The sequence below is a fragment of the Streptomyces sp. 147326 genome, assembly GCF_045000215.1.
GTDB lineage: Bacteria > Actinomycetota > Actinomycetes > Streptomycetales > Streptomycetaceae > Streptomyces.
In genome coordinates, this window is the sequence record NZ_CP134201.1 from 3,857,458 (window position 1) to 3,874,413 (window position 16,956).

The 16,956-nt window shown below is 70.5% G+C and carries 20 protein-coding genes; 8 read left to right on the forward strand and 12 right to left on the reverse strand.

Annotated features, from left to right (window positions below; all coding sequences use genetic code 11):
* Positions 1-9: 9 nt before the first annotated feature.
* Positions 10-783: a helix-turn-helix domain-containing protein gene (locus RIU97_RS17170; protein WP_404957692.1), complete on the reverse strand. Its 774-nt coding sequence runs from the start codon at positions 781-783 to the stop codon at positions 10-12.
* A gap of 690 nt (positions 784-1,473) precedes the next feature.
* Between RIU97_RS17170 and RIU97_RS17175 the strand changes: the two genes are divergently transcribed.
* The 5 genes from RIU97_RS17175 to RIU97_RS17195 all read left to right on the forward strand — a co-directional run bounded on the left by RIU97_RS17175 (position 1,474) and on the right by RIU97_RS17195 (position 5,951).
* Positions 1,474-3,411, forward strand: coding sequence for a WD40 repeat domain-containing serine/threonine protein kinase (locus tag RIU97_RS17175; RefSeq protein WP_404957694.1), 1,938 nt, complete (start codon positions 1,474-1,476; stop codon positions 3,409-3,411).
* A gap of 140 nt (positions 3,412-3,551) precedes the next feature.
* On the forward strand, positions 3,552-3,935 hold the full coding sequence (locus RIU97_RS17180; RefSeq protein WP_404957696.1) for a hypothetical protein: 384 nt from the start codon (positions 3,552-3,554) through the stop codon (positions 3,933-3,935).
* A complete protein-coding gene (locus tag RIU97_RS17185) occupies positions 3,932-5,323 on the forward strand; it encodes a hypothetical protein (protein WP_404957697.1) in 1,392 nt (463 codons plus the stop codon). The genes RIU97_RS17180 and RIU97_RS17185 overlap by 4 nt, the downstream gene beginning before the upstream one ends.
* Positions 5,320-5,640 (forward strand): hypothetical protein, encoded by a 321-nt coding sequence (locus RIU97_RS17190; protein WP_404957699.1) that lies wholly within the window; start codon positions 5,320-5,322, stop codon positions 5,638-5,640. The genes RIU97_RS17185 and RIU97_RS17190 overlap by 4 nt, the downstream gene beginning before the upstream one ends.
* On the forward strand, positions 5,637-5,951 hold the full coding sequence (locus tag RIU97_RS17195; protein WP_404957701.1) for a hypothetical protein: 315 nt from the start codon (positions 5,637-5,639) through the stop codon (positions 5,949-5,951). The genes RIU97_RS17190 and RIU97_RS17195 overlap by 4 nt, the downstream gene beginning before the upstream one ends.
* A gap of 76 nt (positions 5,952-6,027) precedes the next feature.
* Here RIU97_RS17195 and RIU97_RS17200 read toward each other — a convergent pair whose 3' ends face one another.
* The 5 genes from RIU97_RS17200 to RIU97_RS17220 form a co-directional block, all read right to left on the reverse strand.
* On the reverse strand, positions 6,028-7,344 hold the full coding sequence (locus tag RIU97_RS17200) for a dicarboxylate/amino acid:cation symporter (protein WP_404957703.1): 1,317 nt from the start codon (positions 7,342-7,344) through the stop codon (positions 6,028-6,030).
* A gap of 374 nt (positions 7,345-7,718) precedes the next feature.
* Complete coding sequence (locus tag RIU97_RS17205) at positions 7,719-8,030, reverse strand: DUF4229 domain-containing protein (protein WP_404957705.1); 312 nt, start codon at positions 8,028-8,030, stop codon at positions 7,719-7,721.
* Between the two features lie 138 nt (positions 8,031-8,168).
* Positions 8,169-8,693: a GNAT family N-acetyltransferase gene (locus RIU97_RS17210; RefSeq protein ID WP_404957707.1), complete on the reverse strand. Its 525-nt coding sequence runs from the start codon at positions 8,691-8,693 to the stop codon at positions 8,169-8,171.
* Between the two features lie 108 nt (positions 8,694-8,801).
* The gene (gene mqnE, locus RIU97_RS17215; protein WP_030710107.1) at positions 8,802-9,965 is read right to left on the reverse strand and encodes an aminofutalosine synthase MqnE; all 1,164 of its coding nucleotides are present in this window, start codon (positions 9,963-9,965) and stop codon (positions 8,802-8,804) included.
* Between the two features lie 60 nt (positions 9,966-10,025).
* Complete coding sequence (locus RIU97_RS17220) at positions 10,026-10,481, reverse strand: Lrp/AsnC family transcriptional regulator (protein ID WP_030710106.1); 456 nt, start codon at positions 10,479-10,481, stop codon at positions 10,026-10,028.
* A gap of 122 nt (positions 10,482-10,603) precedes the next feature.
* Between RIU97_RS17220 and RIU97_RS17225 the strand changes: the two genes are divergently transcribed.
* Entirely contained in the window at positions 10,604-10,738 is a 135-nt protein-coding gene (locus RIU97_RS17225; protein WP_404963118.1) for a hypothetical protein, read from the forward strand.
* Here RIU97_RS17225 and RIU97_RS17230 read toward each other — a convergent pair.
* Positions 10,735-11,424 carry a UbiX family flavin prenyltransferase gene (locus tag RIU97_RS17230; protein WP_404957710.1) on the reverse strand — a complete coding sequence of 230 codons (690 nt, stop codon included), beginning with the start codon at positions 11,422-11,424 and terminating at the stop codon, positions 10,735-10,737. The genes RIU97_RS17225 and RIU97_RS17230 overlap by 4 nt on opposite strands.
* A gap of 91 nt (positions 11,425-11,515) precedes the next feature.
* On the opposite strand from RIU97_RS17230, the gene RIU97_RS17235 reads away from it, so the two are divergent.
* On the forward strand, positions 11,516-12,136 hold the full coding sequence (locus RIU97_RS17235) for a rhomboid family intramembrane serine protease (protein ID WP_404957712.1): 621 nt from the start codon (positions 11,516-11,518) through the stop codon (positions 12,134-12,136).
* Between the two features lie 32 nt (positions 12,137-12,168).
* Here the strand turns inward: RIU97_RS17235 and mqnP are convergent, their stop codons facing one another.
* The 4 genes from mqnP to RIU97_RS17255 are packed head-to-tail and all read right to left on the reverse strand — an operon-like array spanning position 12,169 to position 15,408.
* Positions 12,169-13,092 carry a menaquinone biosynthesis prenyltransferase MqnP gene (gene mqnP / locus RIU97_RS17240; protein ID WP_404957714.1) on the reverse strand — a complete coding sequence of 308 codons (924 nt, stop codon included), beginning with the start codon at positions 13,090-13,092 and terminating at the stop codon, positions 12,169-12,171.
* Positions 13,089-13,490: a hypothetical protein gene (locus tag RIU97_RS17245; RefSeq protein ID WP_404957716.1), complete on the reverse strand. Its 402-nt coding sequence runs from the start codon at positions 13,488-13,490 to the stop codon at positions 13,089-13,091. Before RIU97_RS17245 ends, mqnP begins: the two co-directional genes overlap by 4 nt.
* The gene (locus RIU97_RS17250; RefSeq protein ID WP_404957718.1) at positions 13,487-13,954 is read right to left on the reverse strand and encodes a hypothetical protein; all 468 of its coding nucleotides are present in this window, start codon (positions 13,952-13,954) and stop codon (positions 13,487-13,489) included. Before RIU97_RS17250 ends, RIU97_RS17245 begins: the two co-directional genes overlap by 4 nt.
* The gene (locus RIU97_RS17255; RefSeq protein WP_383574776.1) at positions 13,951-15,408 is read right to left on the reverse strand and encodes a menaquinone biosynthesis decarboxylase; all 1,458 of its coding nucleotides are present in this window, start codon (positions 15,406-15,408) and stop codon (positions 13,951-13,953) included. The genes RIU97_RS17250 and RIU97_RS17255 overlap by 4 nt, the downstream gene beginning before the upstream one ends.
* 89 nt (positions 15,409-15,497) lie before the next feature.
* Here RIU97_RS17255 and RIU97_RS17260 point away from each other — a divergent pair, with 89 nt between their 5' ends.
* Positions 15,498-15,824 (forward strand): PLD nuclease N-terminal domain-containing protein, encoded by a 327-nt coding sequence (locus RIU97_RS17260; protein ID WP_404957720.1) that lies wholly within the window; start codon positions 15,498-15,500, stop codon positions 15,822-15,824.
* On the opposite strand, the gene RIU97_RS17265 is transcribed toward RIU97_RS17260, so the two are convergent.
* Entirely contained in the window at positions 15,821-16,945 is a 1,125-nt protein-coding gene (locus RIU97_RS17265) for a hypothetical protein (RefSeq protein ID WP_404957722.1), read from the reverse strand. The genes RIU97_RS17260 and RIU97_RS17265 overlap by 4 nt on opposite strands.
* Positions 16,946-16,956 lie beyond the last annotated feature (11 nt).

Consider the following 16,956-nt stretch of genomic DNA (forward strand, 5'->3'; position numbering starts at 1 on the left):
CTACGAGCCCTACGCGGCGACCGGCGGACAGTCGCGGCAACGCCCCGGAGCCGCGGCCCGAAAGGCGCGCTCGCAGCCGTCACAGGTCTGGAACGGATCCGGCTGTCTGGGCCGCCGGATCACCGGGGCGGGCGGCAGGTGCGGCGGGACCAGTGCGGTGAGCCGGTACGCGAGTACGGCCGCGGGCTCGCGCATGTGCTCGGGGAGGCCACCGGACAGCGCTCGCGCCACCACCTCGGGGTCGGCCCCGCGCTCCAGCCAGGCCGACACCCCCGGCACGAGCCGCCATACGTCGCGTTCGGCCAGCAGGAGCCGCGAATCGTAGCGCCGCAGCCCGGCCAGCAGACCGGCCGCACCGTGGTGCAGCGCCCGCGGCACGGGCAGCGCATCGAACGCCCGGGCCCTCCGAGCCTGCGCGGGCTCCGGCACGGGCTCCGGCACGGGCTCCCGGACCGGCGGTGGCGGCGGCGGAGGCGGGCCATCCGGAGGCAGCGGGCCATCCGGAGGCGGCGGGCCGTCAGGGTCTGCGACGGCCCCCGGCCTGTTGTACGAGAACGTCCGGGTCACCACCTGCCCGGTCGCCAGCCGCTCGCGCCGCCGCTCCAGGTAGCCGTGGCGCTCCAACTCCCGCAGGGCGGCGGCGATCCGGACCTCGCCCTCGCGGAACCGGTCCGTGAGCGCCTTGATTCCGACGGGGGCGCCGTCGGGCAGCGACTGGATGTAGGCGGCGACCCCGATCGCCGTCGCCGACAAGTCAGCGTGCTGGAGGAGGTGGTTGCCCACCACGGTGAAGTGACGCGTGTGCGGCGTGTTGACGTGAATGACACCGGATCGGGGGGTCCCGGGTCGAACACGGGCCGCTGCGCGCGACGGCGCGCTAAGGTGCTGAAGAGCCATTGGGAAGGGTCTGTGCTTCCTTGTTGGTCAGGCCCTCGGCCGGGATGCCAGTCCCGTCGGGGGCCGTCTCATTTCTGAGGTGGTCGGAGCGAGCATATGCCCGCCAACCCTCCCCAAATCCAGCCCAGTTGGCACGTTTCACCCGTCCGAGCGACACGCGCCGGGTTTGGTGGGGTTGGTTGGTTCTTTCCCCCGGTTCTTTGGGTTCTTATGCGTCTGAGCACGCCGGATCGCAGCCCCCCGCGACCCGGTGGCGAGGCGGTCCTCCACCCACACCGCCTTGCAGGGAACCAGCCTCCGCCCGCCTCCGCGTCCCCTTCCGCGTCGCGGATATGCGGAACCCGGTGGTCTTGCGTCGGCAGACCCCACTCGGCGACCTTTCGACGGCATGATCCGGGCCCAAGCGGGCACGCCCCTGGAGTCGCGGGCCTTCACGTCCGCGACTCCAAGGACGCCCACCTCCCCCACCTCGCCTTCACCCCGCACCTGGACGGGATTCGTCTCGTACGCCTGACCTTCGTGTTACACAATGGCCAAAGCCACAGCGCGAGTTGCTGTACGACCGGGGGGCGGACCATGCGTACGGGAGAGCACTTCTCCGGGCGGTACCGGCTGGACGTCCGGCTCGGGCAGGGCGGGATCGGCGAGGTGTGGCGGGCGTACGACGTCGAGCTCGGCCGTCCGGTCGCGGTGAAGGTGCTGCTGGACTTCGACGCGACGGACGAGTTGCTGCGGCGGTTCCGCCGCGAAGCGGCCATCGGGGCGCGACTCCAGCACCCGGGGATCACGGTCGTCCACGACATCGGGCAGCACGAGAACCGGTTCTTCATCGTGATGGAGCTACTGGAGGGGGAGGACCTCGCCCAGTTGCTGAGCCGATCCCCCGGCGGCCTCCCGGCGGCTGAGGCGATCGGTCTGGCGCTACAGGCCACGGAGGCGCTGGCCGCCGCGCACGCCCAGAAGGTCGTGCACCGCGATCTCAAGCCCGCCAACCTCTTCCTGCTGACCGACGGGCGGCTGAAGATCTGCGACTTCGGCATCGCCCGCACCGCGGACGCCACGGGCGGGCTGACGGTCACCGGCCGGCCGTTCGGCACTCCGTCCTACATGGCCCCGGAGCAGTGGCGCGGCGAGCACGTCGACGCCCGGTGCGATCTGTACGCCCTGGGGTGCGTGCTGCAGGCGCTGCTGACCGGCGCCCCGCCGTTCCCCGCCACCGAGCAGCCGTGGGTGCTGATGCGCCGGCACCTGGACGAGACTCCGGCGGACCTGCGCATCGTACGGGCGGACGTGCCCGCCGGCCTCGCGGAACTGGTCGCTTCGCTGCTGGCCAAGGACCCGGCCGAGCGACCGGACGCGCCCACCACCACCGAGCGCCTGCGCGCGATCCGGCGCCCGGCCACGGCCGTCCCCGACGTGCACACCGCCCCGGCCCTGCACACCGCCCCCACCCAGCCCGCACTGCCGCCGCCGCCCAGCCGCAAACCGGAGCCCCCGCGCACCCCCGCTCGCGGCCCGCGCCGCCGCACTGTCGTCCTCGGCGGCCTCGCCGCACTGGCCGCGGGGACGGCAGGGGTCGTCACAGCTCGGCAATTCGCCGATGACACCGGTGACACTGGTGACCCCGCCGTCGGCCGCCGGCCCGAGTTCGTCCTCACCAGCGACACCGCCCCTGCCCCCGTCGTATCGGTGGCGTTCAGTCCGGATGGCAAGACACTCGCCAGCGGCAGCCGCGACAACACCGTCCGGCTCTGGGACATCGACTCCCGCATGAACACCGCAACCCTCACCGGCCACACCAATTCCGTGCTTTCGGTCGCCTTCAGTCCCGACGGCAAAACCCTCGCCAGCGGCAGCCGCGACTCCACCATTCGCCTGTGGGACTTCGCCTCCCGCGCCAGCACCGCAACCCTCACCGGCCACACCGGTTCCGTGTGGTCGGTGGCGTTCAGCCCCGACGGCAAGGCACTCGCCGGCGCCGGGGGCAACGCCGTCCGCCTGTGGGACATCGCCTCCCGCACCAACACCCTCACCAGCCGGACCAACACCGTCGAGTCGGTGGCGTTCAGCCCGGACGGCAAGAGCCTTGCCAGCGTCGGCGGTGACGCCACCATCCAGCTCTGGGACTTCGCCTCCCGCACCAGCACCGCAACCCTCACCGGCCACACCAGTACCGTGGCTTCGGTGGCGTTCAGCCCCGACGGCAAGGCCCTCGCCAGCGCAGGCCGCGACAACACCGTCCGGCTCTGGGACTTCGCCTCCCGCACCAGCACCGCGACCCTCAACGGGCACACCGATTCCGCATTTTGTGTCGCGTTCAGCCCCGACGGCAAAACCCTTGCCAGCGGCAGCCGCGACCACACCGTCCGGCTCTGGGACTTCGCCTCCCGCACCAGCACCGCAACCCTCACCGGCCACACCAGTCAGGTCGTTTCGGTGGCGTTCAGCCCCGACGGCAAGGCCCTCGCCAGCGGAAGCGACGACTCCACCGTCCGGATATGGAAGCTCTCCTGACGGCGCCGAGGCCGTTTCCCCCGTATTAGCATGGACATGATCCAGCGCTTTCGGGTCAAGTCAGGGGTAACCAGTTGTCGTTCGACGCGGAATGGGCGCATCACAAGGCTGCCGTCGTAGCCGGGCATTCGTCTCCCGCCATGCGCCTCAACCAGGTGGCGCCCGAGCCCGGCGGCGGCAGCGCCGCGGGAAGCCTGGTGGCCGGGGTCTCGTCCGTCAACGGCAACGCGAACCTGCTGATCGAGATCGCCGCGCTGCTGCACGAGGGCCGCCCCGACGGCGACGCGAGCACGATGGCCCGCGCGCCCCGGGCGCACCCCGATGTCGCGGCGCAGACCCTCCGCTTCGCCCGGTTCGCCGACGACCAGTTCAAGGACACGGTCGCCCTGTTCGCCGGCCTGGCCACCCGTCTGAAGACCACCGGCACCAGCTTCGCCCGGGTGGACGACGACACCGCGGCTGCCTTCCTCCGCAGGATCGTGGAGACGGGCGTGTACCTGAAGCCGGAGGACAAGGACAGATGAGCAGCGGCCTGAGCTACCACGCCGACGTCACGTTCATGGCGGAGTGCAATCCCGCGCTGGTCGAACGGAACGCGGCCGAGTTCCGCCGACTGCGCGACCTCCTCGTGCAGGTCGAGGAACCGGCCCGGCGGGCGGAGCGCACCAAGTGGGAGAGCGACGGGAGTACGACGTACTTCGCGCGTCTCACCGATGCCCGGCAGCTGGTGACGCACATGGCCGAGGGCTTCGACAAGGCCGCGAGCGCCCTGCACGCCTACGCCCTGGCGCTGGAGACGGCCAGGTCCCACTACCGCAACGGCACCCGGTCGGAACGGGCGCTCGCCGCGCTCATCGGCACCAAGGGCGTCGCCATCACCAAGGTCGCGCAGCAGGCGGAGCCCATGCGCCAGTGGGAGGACATGCGCGCCACGACCGGCGTCTTCGACTTCCTGGCCGAGGTGACCATGGACGTGGACGACATCCGCGACGAGGCGAACCGGCTCCACGACGCCGCGGGCGGCGGCTTCCACCTCGCCAGGACCGTCGAGCAGGAGGCGCGCGACACCTGCGTCCACGCGATGAAGCAGGCGTACGAGCTGATGCCCGCGCTCCGGGTCCAGGGCGGCGGGGAGCGGCCCGACCTGTACGCCGCCATGGCCGACCTGCGCCGGGAGGGCGAGGAGGCGCGCAACAGTCCGCTGACCCACCTGCCGGGCAGCGGCCCGAAGCGGGAGATGCACGGGACGGTCGGGGAGAAGACCTACGTCTCGCCGGAGCTCAAGGACATCCGGATGCGCGTCGCCGGCCTGCCGCAGGGCGAGGAGATGTACTGGAACCCGCCGGACAACGACCAGGAGAAGGCCCAGTGGATCTCCCGCAACAAGGAGATCCTCCGGGCCGCCGCCCAGCACGCGGGCCTGCCCGAGGAGCTGGTCGCGGGGATCGCCTGGAACGAGATCGCCGGGCAGGGCGGTTACGTCGACGACTTCACCGACCACATCCGCCACACCGCCGCGTTCCCCCTGAGCCCCATCACGCCCGAGAACCTCCCCAACCGGCTCGGCGGGGCGCCCGACCAGACCTCCTTCGGGCCGATCGCCATCCAGGTCCGGCGCGGTGCCGAAGTGCTCGGATACGATCCCGCGCACCTCACGGAGGCCCAGCGCGCTCTCGTGGAGGAGTCCCTCCAGGACCACCGCCAGAACGCGTTCATAGCCGCCGGCTTCCTGGCACAGATCAAGTCGGAGACCCCGTACGCGGACGTGCCGGCCGACCAGTTGACCGGCGCCCAGATGCGCGAGATCGCCGCCCGCTACAACGGCGGCCCGTACTGGGAGTCGCAGAAGGCCCAGGACTACGGTGACAACTTCACCGAGGGGCTCGGCCAGGTCAAGGAAGCAATGCGATGACACGTTCCCGCGAGAGCGCCGGCCCGTCCGAGGACCAGCGCTTGCTCAGGTGGGTCCTCGGGGTCCCGCTCGGCCTCCTCCACCTGCTCAACGCGTTCTTCGTCTACACGGCGGTGCGTTTCGGCCCGGCGGCCGAGTGGGACGATCCGGGGTACGCCGGGACGACGGCGATGGCCCTCTTCGCCGTCATCTTCAGCGTGCTCGGGATCCTGATCACCCTCGTCCCGCCCGTCCGCCGCACCCTGGGCCCGTGGTGGTTCGCCCCGCCGGTCGTCCTCGGCGCGATCGCCTGGATCCGGATGGTGACGCTCGGATGAGGCTCCCCCGCGAGAACATCGACCTGCCCGAGGACCGGGGCTGTCTGCAGTGGGTGCTCGGGATCCCGCTCGTCCTGCTCTACGTCCCCGCCGCGTTCGCCTGTTGGGCCGCCGTGGCCACGGAGCCCGAGTCGCCGTACGACCAGCTCCGCGAAGACGCCCGGTTCATGGGCAACTGCTCCGTCGTCCTGTGTCTGCTGGGGCTGCTGATCACCATCACCCCCGTGTTCCGGCGGACCATGGGCCGGTGGTGGTTCGCCGTGCCGTTCCTGATCGCGACGGTCGCGTACTTCCGCGCGCAGACCGTCTGACGCCTGCGGCACGCCTCCCGGCGAACGCCACAGCCCCCGCCCGGACGGGGGCGGGGGCTGCGGCGGGTGCGGGAGGTCAGGCCGCGACGGCGACCGGGGCCGGGGTGGAGGAGGGCTCCTCGTCCAGCGGGGAGGCCGAGGCGGAGGCGTAGGCCTCCTTGTCCAGGATTCCCTCGCGGGCCGAGACGATGACCGGGACCAGGGCCTGGCCGGCCACGTTCGTGGCGGTGCGGATCATGTCCAGGATCGGGTCGATCGCCATCAGCAGGCCGACGCCCGCCAGCGGGAGGCCCAGCGTGGAGAGGGTCAGCGTCAGCATGACCGTCGCGCCCGTCAGACCGGCCGTGGCGGCCGAACCGATGACCGAGACGAAGACGATGAGCAGGTACTCCTTGATGCCCAGCTGCACGTCGAAGATCTGCGCGATGAAGATCGCGGCGAGCGCCGGGTAGATCGCGGCGCAGCCGTCCATCTTGGTGGTGGCGCCGAACGGGACGGCGAAGGAGGCGTACTCCTTCGGAACGCCGAGTCGCTCGGTGACCTTCTGGGTGACCGGCATGGTGCCGACCGAGGAGCGGGAGACGAAGGCCAGCTGGATGGCCGGCCAGGCGCCCTTGAAGAACTGGAGCGGGTTGACCTTGGCGACCGTGGCGAGGAGCAGCGGGTAGACGCCGAACATCACGAGGGCGCAGCCGATGTAGATGTCGGCGGTGAAGGTCGCGTACTTGCCGATCAGGTCCCAGCCGTACGTGGCGATCGCGGTGCCGATCAGGCCGATGGTGCCGATCGGGGCGAGGCGGATGACCCACCACAGGGCCTTCTGGAGCAGCTCCAGGGCGGACTCGGCGAGGTCGAGGACGGGCTTCGCCTTGCTGCCCAGCTGGAGGGCGGCGATACCGGCGACGACGGCCAGGAAGACGATCTGAAGGACCTTCAGATCGGTGAACGGCGTGACGATGTCCGTCGGCACGATCCCGGTCAGGAAGTCGATCCAGGAGCCGGTCTTCTTGGGCTCCTTGCCGTCGGCCGCGGTGAGGCCGGTGCCCGAACCCGGGTCGGTCAGCAGGCCGATCGCGAGGCCGATGCCGACCGCGATCAGCGAGGTGATCATGAACCAGAGCAGCGTGCGCGAGGCGAGCCGCGCGGCGTTGTTCACCTTCCGCAGGTTGGTGATCGACACCAGGATCGCGAAGAAGACGAGCGGGGCGATGGCCAGCTTCAGCAGCTGGACGAAGATGTCGCCGGTCTTCTCCAGGGTGGTGGCGAGCCAGCTGACGTCCTGGCTGCGGGCTATCCAGCCGAACAGGACGCCGAGGGCGAGACCGGCGACGATCTGGGCCCAGAAGGGGAACTTGAACGAGGCCTTGGCAGGGGCCTGGGGGGTCGCGGACACGGACACTCTCCGGAGGTGACGCACAAAGACAGGGGGGAAGTGCTGCGGTGGTGATGCGGTGCGGCAGCCGGGTAGGCCGGCCGGGACCGCTGCTGTATCGATTCAGCTCAACAGCAACAGGCCGCGGACGCGCGGCGGCAGAGGTCGACGTGCAGGCGCATCACGAGCGGAACGCTCGTGGTCATCGGGTGCGCAGCTGTGGTCAACATGTTCAACACGCTAACACTTCTCCTTTGGGAATCTCAAAGGGGCCCTTTGAGACAACGGCGCACGAGGCCCTCTTGCGCCGACCCGGAAAACACGGCCGCCCCAGCGTTACGGGCGGTATACCCGGTGCTGGGGCGGTTCGATGTGTGATGAAGCCAACTGTGGCGTTATGAGCTCACGCGCGCCGCGTCGTCGGCCTGGTCCTCCTGGCTGCGGTTCGCGGCGAGCTTCTGCTTCGCACCCGCGACGCGCCCGGAGATCTGCTGGGACATCTCCTCCCGCTGCTTGCGCAGGAGGACGAAGGAGAGCGGGGCGGAGATGACGAGGGCGAGCAGCACGACCCAGGCGGCGTTGGCGTCGCCGAGCCCGGCGGGCACCCACCGGAGCCGGACGAGGCCCGCGACGACGACGAGGCATCCGACGAAGATGCCCAGGCGCATCGCGGTGTATCGGATCGTCGCGCTCGGCTTGAGGGACACGGTGACCCCTTCTCTCTCGTCGTGGTCGTACGTCGGCTGGTGCGTCGGCAGTCGGCCGTACGCCGGCCGGTGCCCGTCCAGTGAAGCACGCCGGGGCTCCGCGGCGGCCCTCCGGGGTACGGGGGGCGACGGCGCCCGTCAGTACAGCGGCAGCAGCATCGTGATGTCGTCGCGGTCGTCGCCCGGGGCCACCCGGACCGCGCCGGGGACGCGGCCGACCTCCTTGTAGCCGCAGGCCGCGTAGAAGTGCTCCAGGCCGTGACCGCCGCGACAGGTGAGGCGGATCGCGTCGATGCCCCCGAGGGAGCGGGCCGCGGCCTCCGTCGCGGCCATCAGCTCGCGCCCGTAGCCCTTGCCCTGATGGCGCGGATGGACCATGACCGTGTACGCCCACAGCCAGTGGAGCTGCAGTCGGTGGGCGTTGCGGGTGAGGAACGCGGTCGCGGCGACCGAGCCGTCCCCGTCCCGCCCGAGGAGCAGGCGACAGCTCCCGGCGGCCACGCCGGCGAGGTGCTCGTCCAGTTCGGGGCGGATGTCGTCGACGACGACCGGCGGCACGAAGCGCACGGCGCCGCCCGCGTTCGAGACGTCGGCCCACAGCCCGAGGATTCCCTCACGCAGGGAAGGGTCGACGACCGGGTCCAGGGTGAAAGTAAGGGTCATTATGCAAGTTTACCCATTACCTCATCGGCCCGTCCAGAAAAAGTTAAACCCCGGCCCATGGGCCGGGGTTAACTCACCGAGTGGGGGTCGGCCGGGGCCGACGGGGCGTCAGACCCGCATCGCCTGCGGGGTCTCGCGCAGACCCGCGTCCGGACCGGGGTACTCGCGGATGATCTCGTAGCGCGTGTTGCGCTCGACCGGGCGGAAGCCCGCTTCCCGGATCAGCTCCAGCAGGTCGTCACGGCCCAGCTTGTTCGGGGTGCCGTAGTTGTCGGCGTCGTGCGTGATCTTGTACTCGACGACCGAGCCGTCCATGTCGTCCGCGCCGTGCTGCAGCGCGAGCTGGGCGGTCTGCACGCCGTGCATCACCCAGAAGACCTTGACGTGCGGCACGTTGTCGAAGAGCAGCCGCGAGACGGCGAAGGTCTTCAGCGCCTCCGCGCCGGTCGCCATCGTCGTGCGCGCCTGGAGCTTGTTGCGCACCTTGCCGTCCTGCATGTCCACGAAGTCGTGCTGGTAGCGCAGCGGGATGAAGACCTGGAAACCGCCGGTCTCGTCCTGGAGCTCGCGCAGCCGCAGCACGTGGTCCACGCGGTGGCGCGGCTCCTCGATGTGCCCGTACAGCATCGTCGAGGGGGTCTTGAGGCCCTTCGAGTGCGCCAGCCGGTGGATGCGCGACCAGTCCTCCCAGTGGGTGCGGTGGTCGACGATGTGCTGGCGCACCTCCCAGTCGAAGATCTCCGCGCCGCCGCCGGTGAGCGACTCCAGGCCGGCCTCGATCAGCTCGTCCAGGATGTCGGAGGCCGACATGCCGGAGATCGTCTCGAAGTGGTGGATCTCCGTCGCCGTGAACGCCTTCAGCGAGACGTTCGGCAGCGCCTTCTTCAGCTCCGAGAGCGAGCGCGGGTAGTAGCGCCACGGCAGGTTCGGGTGCAGGCCGTTGACGATGTGCAGCTCGGTGAGGTTGTCGTTCTCCATGGCCTTGGCCAGGCGCACGGCCTCCTCGATGCGCATCGTGTACGCGTCCTTCTCGCCCGGCTTGCGCTGGAACGAGCAGTACGCGCACGAGGCGGTGCACACGTTCGTCATGTTGAGGTGCCGGTTGACGTTGAAGTGGACGACGTCACCGTTCTTGCGCGTGCGCACCTCGTGGGCGAGGCCACCGAGCCAGGCCAGGTCGTCCGACTCGTAGAGGGCGATGCCGTCCTCACGGGTCAGCCGCTCGCCGGAGCGGACCTTCTCCTCCAGCTCACGCTTGAGCCCAGCGTCCATGTACCGGTCGCCTCCTCTAGATGCCTCTGCCTGTCCTGCGAACCCTGCCCAACCGTACTCTCAGGCTTCCTCGGGCAGCTCCCCGACCCGGTTCTCCCACTTCGTGGAGAGCACGATGGTGGTGCGGGTGCGCGAGACGCCCTTGGTGCCGGAGAGCCTGCGGATGATCTTCTCCAGGCCGTCCACGTCGTTGGCGCGCACCTTGAGCATGAAGGAGTCGTCGCCCGCGATGAACCAGCAGTCCTCGATCTCGTTGAGGTCGCGCAGCCGCCGGGCCACGTCCTCGTGGTCCGCGGCATCGGACATGGAGAGTCCGATCAGCGCCGTGACGCCGAGGCCGAGCGACCGCGAGTCCACCGTCGCGCGGTAGCCGGTGATCACGCCGGCCGTCTCCAGACGGTTGATGCGGTCGGTGACGCTGGGGCCGGAGAGGCCCACGAGACGGCCCAGCTCCGCGTACGAGGCACGACCGTTTTCCCGGAGTGCCTGGATGAGCTGCCTGTCCACCGTGTCCATTACGTGGAGCCTTCCATTATTCGGCGATCCTGCAAGTCTAGGTATAGAATCTAAGGCACACAGGGTCAACACCCTGTGAAATCTTTCAGCAGATCAATAACGATCTTCAGGAGTGGTTCACCGTGTTCACGATCGAGATGGCCCACGCACACATGCGACAGCTCCAGGAGCTGGCCAACCGATCCCGTGCCCACCAGCCCGCCGCCGCCTACCGCGTCGACAAGTCCCGCAAGCCGCTGTCCGGCAAGAAGGCCTAGTCACCACCGTTCGCCTCCCGGGGAGTACGGGAACCACCCAGCTCCCCCTCCCAGCGGCGGTACAGCCGGTGCGGCACCCCTGCCGCGTCCAGCACCCGCCCCGCGACGAAGTCCACCAGATCCTGGATGTGCGTCGCGCCCGCGTAGAACGCCGGAGAGGCGGGCAGCACGATCGCGCCCGCCTCGTCCAGCGCCACCAGATGCCGCAGCGTCTGCCCGTTCAGCGGGGTCTCCCGCACCGCGACCACCAGCCGGCGCCGCTCCTTGAGCGTCACGCTCGCCACGCGCTGGAGCAGGTCCTTCGACAGTCCGAGCGCCACCCCCGCCACGCAGGCCGTGGACGCGGGAACGATCAGCATCCCCTTGACCGGGTACGAACCCGAACTCGGTCCGGCGGCAAGGTCCCCGGCGCCCCAGTAGCGGACGTCGTCCAGTCCGGGCCGCGCGAAGGTCCCGGGCTTCCCGTCGGCCCCCCGCTGCAGCCACTCCCCCAGATCGTCCCGCCAGTGCGCGTCGCGGAAGGCGATCCCGGTCTCGTCCAACAGGGTGAGCCGCGAAGCCCGGCTCACCACGAGGTCGACGCTCTCGCCCGCCGCCAGCAGCCCGCGGAGCACCGCCGCCGCGTACGGCGTCCCGGACGCCCCGGAAACCCCGACCACCCACGGGGTGCGCTTGCGCTCAGTCATACCTCCGAGACTATCCGGCCACCGCCGACGGGCACTCGGTAAGGTGCCTGGACGTTCCGTACTCGGGGCGCTACGAGGGGGAACGGACACGATGAGCACGACGAGCACGACGGTGCATCAGGGCGAGTGGCGGCAGAGCGACCGGGCGAAGGCGGCCGCGAAGCTCATGCTGGGCTGGGTGGCACTGCTGTGGGTCCTGGAGGCCGTCGACCACGTCACCGGGCACGCGCTGGACGCGTACGGGACCGTGGCCCGCGACCCGGACAGCCTGACGGGCGTCGTCACCGGGTCCTTCCTCCACCTCGGCTTCGACCACGTCGCCTCCAACAGCGTTCCGCTGCTGGTCCTCGGTTTCACAGCGGCCCTGTCCGGGATCCGGCGCTTCCTCGCGGTCTGCGGGCTGATCATGCTGGCGGACGGCATCGGCACCTGGCTGGTCTCCCCGCCCAACACCATGACCCTGGGCGCCTCGGGCGTCGTCTTCGGCCTCTTCGGCTACCTGCTGGTCCGCGGCTTCGTGGAGCGCAAGGTGCCGGGCGTCGCCGTCGCCGTGGGCATAGCGGCCGTCTGGGGCGGCACGATCGTGACGGGCATCCTCCCGACGGACTCGGGCGTCAGCTGGCAGGGCCACCTCTGCGGCCTGGTCGGCGGCGTGCTGACGGCCCTGTTCTACCGCCGCCCGGCACGCCGCAGGCCCGTCCTCACGGGCTGACGGCAGAGGGATCCACGGGCAGGCCGGCCTCCTCAGAAGGTCAGACCCCGGAGCACGAGATCCAGCAGGGCGCACACGAACAGGGCAATGCCGATGAAGCCGTTGACCGTGAAGAAGGCGCGGTTCAGGCGGGACAGGTCGTGCGGGGTCACGATGGTGTGCTCGTAGAAGAAGGCGATGACGACGATCGCCAGGCCCGCCCAGAACAGCGGGCCCGCGTCGGTGGCGAGGGCGTACCAGGCCAGCAGGGCCGCGGTCACGACGTGCGCGCCGCGGGCGCCCCAGAGGGCGGCCGGGACGCCGAAGCGGGCCGGGACGGACTTGACGCCGTCCGCGCGGTCCGAGGCCACGTCCTGGGAGCCGAAGATGAGGTCGAAGCCGCCGATCCACACGCCCACCGCCAGGCCCAGGATCACCGCGTCCCAGGACCACTCGCCGGTGACGGCCAGCCAGGCCCCGATCGGCCCTATGGCTTGGGCCAGGCCCAGGATGGCGTGCGGGAAGTTCGTGAACCGCTTGCCGTACGGGTACACCACCATCGGGATCACCGCGACGGGCGCCAGCATCAGGCAGAGCGGGTTCAGCAGCGCGGCCGAGCCGAGGAAGACGAGGAGCGCGATCCCGGCGCCGGTCCAGGCCGCGCGGACCGACACCGCGCCGGTGACCAGCTCGCGGCCGGCCGTGCGCGGGTTACGGGCGTCGATCTCGCGGTCGATGATCCGGTTGGCCGCCATCGCGAAGGTCCGCAGCCCCACCATGCAGACGGTGACGAGGAGCAGCTTGCCCCAGTGCACGTTCCGGTCGAGCTGGAACATGGCGGTGAGCGCCGCGATGTAGGCGAAGGGCAGCGCGAAGACCGAGTGCTCGATCATCACGAGCCGCAGGAAGGCCTTGACCTTGCCGCTCGCCTCCGGCGTGGGGCCGGGTCCGAGGACGCCCTCGGCGGTGGTCATCATGCGAGATCCCTCCGGAACTGGTCGAGTTCGGCCCCCAGCCCGTCGAGCGGTACCGGCCCTATCTCCATGTCGAGGTGATTGGTCTGGTCGTGTCCCAACGGGGTCAGCCGGACCATGAACGCGAGGGCGTCGTCGCCGACCGGGGTGGCGGACAGCTGCAGGGGGTTGCCGCGGCCCTCGCTCACCTCGGCCCGGAAGGCCTCGGTTCCGGCCGTACGGGTGCGGGCCAGCAGGCCCTCCGCGAAGGCGGTGACCTCCTCGGCTTCCACGTACGCCCCGAAGTCCGCGGTGAACTCGCCGCCCCGGTCGGCGGTGATCCGCCACTCGTCGGACGGCCGCTCGGGAGCGGTGAGCGCGACCCAGACCTCGTCGCCACCGATCCGCAGTCTCGGGGTCACGCAAGGCTCCTGCGGAAGTCCTCTAGGTCGGTCAGCAGGGTCGCGCGGGGGATCGTGCCCGTCTGCAGGGAGACCGTGGGCGCGCCCTCGGGCTCGGGCGGGGTGGCGTGCGCCGTGAACACGTAGCCCTCGCCCTCCGGGCGGGCGTCGAGTCGGAGCACGGCGCCGGCTTCGACGGTGAACGGCCCGCCGGCGCCCAGCGCGGCCTGCAGCCGCTCCGCGAAGTCGTCGACCTCGGCGTCGCGCAGACCCGGCAGCTCGAAGCCGCCGTCGCACTCGAAGTCGTCGTCCAGCACCAGGGCCCACACGTTGCCCGGGCCCGCGAACTCCTCGGCCGAGACGCCCGCCTGCTCGGCGGCCGCCCGGACGCCCGCGTCCGACGGGTCGAGCTCCGGGCGCACGAGGAGCACGAACGTCGTGTCGCCGCCGATGAAGAGCGCCGGTCCACCCATCGCGTCGCTCACAGGCCGTACTCCTTCCAGCGGCGGTCCACGAGGGCGGCGGTCGCCGGGTCGGACTCGACCATGTCGGGCCAGCCGCCGTCGCGGGTGTAGCCCTCCTCGGGCAGCTTCTTCGTCGCGTCGATGCCCGCCTTGCCGCCCCAGAACTGCTGGTACGAGGCGTGGTCCAGGTGGTCCACCGGCCCCTCGACGACGGTGAGGTCGCGGGAGTAGTCCGTGTTGCCGAGCGCCCGCCAGGACACCTCGTGCAGGTCGTGGACGTCGCAGTCGGCGTCCACCACGATGATCAGCTTGGTCAGCGACATCATGTGCGCGCCCCAGATGGCGTGCATGACCTTCTGCGCGTGCTTGGGGTACTTCTTGTCGATCGAGACGATCGCGCAGTTGTGGAAGCCGCCCGACTCGGGCAGGTGGTAGTCCACGATGTCCGGAACGATGATCTTGAGGAGGGGGAGGAAGAACCGCTCCGTGGCCCGCCCCAGCGGCCCGTCCTCGGTCGGCGGCCGGCCGACGACGATCGACTGGAGCAGCGGACGCCTGCGCATCGTCACGCAGTCGATCTTCAGGGCCGGGAACGGCTCCTGCGGGGTGTAGAAGCCGGTGTGGTCGCCGAAGGGACCCTCCGGAAGCATCTCGCCGGGCTCCAGCCAGCCCTCGATCACGACCTCGGCGTTGGCCGGGACCTGCAGCGGGACGGTCTTGCAGTCGACCATCTCGATCCGCTTGCCGGCGACGAAGCCGGCGAAGAGGTACTCGTCGATGTCGCCCGGCAGCGGCGCGGTGGACGCGTACGTCACCGCGGGCGGGCAGCCGAAGGCGATCGCGACCGGCAGCCGCTCGCCGCGCTTGGCGGCGACGGCGTAGTGGTTGCGGCTGTCCTTGTGGATCTGCCAGTGCATGCCGATGGTGCGCTTGTCGTGGCGCTGGAGGCGGTAGAGGCCGAGGTTGCGCACGCCCGTCTCGGGGTGCTTGGTGTGGGTCAGGCCGAGGTTGAAGAAGGACCCGCCGTCCTTGGGCCACGTGAAGAGCGCCGGCAGCTGGTCGAGGTCCACGTCGTCGCCGGTGAGGACGACCTCCTGGACGGGCGCGGAGTCGCCCTTCACCTTCTTCGGCGGCACGTGGACCATCGAGCCGAGCTTGCCGAAGGCCTCGCGGACCCCGATGAAGCCCTGCGGCAGTTCCGGCTTGAGCAGGCCGCCGATCTTCTCGCTGATCTCGCCGTACGACTTCAGGCCGAGGGCCTTCAACAGGCGGCGGTCGGTCCCGAAGACGTTCATGGCCAGCGGCATGGCCGAGCCCTTGACGTTCTCGAAGAGGAGGGCCGGGCCCCCCGCCTTGTTCACTCTGTCGACGATCTCCCCGACCTCCAGGTACGGGTCGACTTCGGCCTTGATGCGCTTGAGGTCGCCCTCCCGCTCCAGAGCCCGGAGCAGCGAGCGGAGATCGTCGTAAGCCATAGGGGCAAGTATCCGTCACCAACTACTCTGGAGGTGTCACCGGGGCCCGAGCGGGCCTGCCGTCACTGCCGGGGAGTCGGTTCCACACCGTGCTGCGCTATCTGCCGTTCCTGCTGATCCTCGCGCTGACCATCTATGCCTTCATCGACTGCCTGAACACGCCCGAGGAAGACGTCAAGCACCTTCCCAAGGTGGTGTGGGTGATCATCATCCTGCTCTTCTCCATCGTGGGACCGGTGGTCTGGCTGTTCGCGGGCAAGAAGCGCTCGGCCGTCGGCGGTGGCGGGCGCGGCGGCCGGGGGCGGACCCAGTGGGTCGCGCCCGACGACAACCCGGAGTTCCTGAAGTCCCTGCGCGACGAGCAGGAGAACAAGGACAGGAAAGACGAGAAGGACAAGGGCCAGGACCAGGACTAGGCCCTGTCCGCCGCGGCCGCCGGGTCCCCCTGCGGCAGGGCGCCGACCAGCCACCGCATGTTCTTGCGTTGGACGGCGATGAGCACTTCGCGTTCCCCGTCCCGGCACTGGGCCACCAGGTACGGGCGCGGGGAACGGCCGACGTACAGGTCCTTGGCGCCGGGGTCCGAGGCGAAGACGGGCCGGACCCTCTCCAGCACCAGCCCGGAGGGCAGCGGGGTGCGGCCGTAGCTCCCGGTCGGGTCGGTGGTGAAGGCCAGCACCCCCGGGGCCACCACGAGGTAGGGCTTGGGGCCCAAGAACGTGTTGTCCCCCAGGACCTGGGCGTCGATGACGTGAACCCGCCCGTCACGGCGCGGCGCCACCTCGATCGTGTCGCTCTCGCCGCGCACCCGCTGGTAGAGCCAGACGGCGCCGATGACGAGGACGGCGAGCCCGGCGCCGGCGCCGCTCACGGTCAGGGCCTCCTCGATCCGGACGTCCCCGACCGTGGGCAGGCCCAGCACCCCCACGGCCAGGAGGATCAGGGTCACGGTGGGCACCCCGACCTGCCAGGGGTCGGCCCGCCGGGAGCGGTGGGACAGCCAGCGCTGCCAGGAGCCGATCCAGATCAGGAGCGGCCCGAGGACCAGCAGCAGCGCCCCCCAGCCGAACGGCACCGCGTAGGCGAAGTACGGATTCGCCTCGGTGAAGGCGGTGTGCGCGTACCCGGGGCCGTAGGTGACGTACCGGACCTCGCCGCGCCAGCTGACCAGCCGCACCGCCTCGCCCCCCGCGGGGACCGTCCGGTGGAAGTCCTGCTCCAGGTCGACGCGCTGCCTCTTCCCGTCACCGCGCACGACCTCGATGTGCTCGGTCCTGGAGAGGCCCCCGCTCGTCCAGTACCGCTCCAGCGTCGCCGGGACCGAGCTCCGGCACTGCGCCTCCACGCGCGGCGGCAGGCCGGGGGCACAGACCTGCGCGGTGGCGAAGTCGCGGGCGGCCGCGTCGGCGGTCCGTACGGGCACCAGCATCAGGAGAACACCCGCCAGCAGCGCGACCGCGCCTATCCCGAGCGGGAGCGTCGTCGCCCGCCAACTCTTCTGGTCCGCAAGTCTCTTGGGTTCGTCTTCGGAGATCACGGTTCCAATCG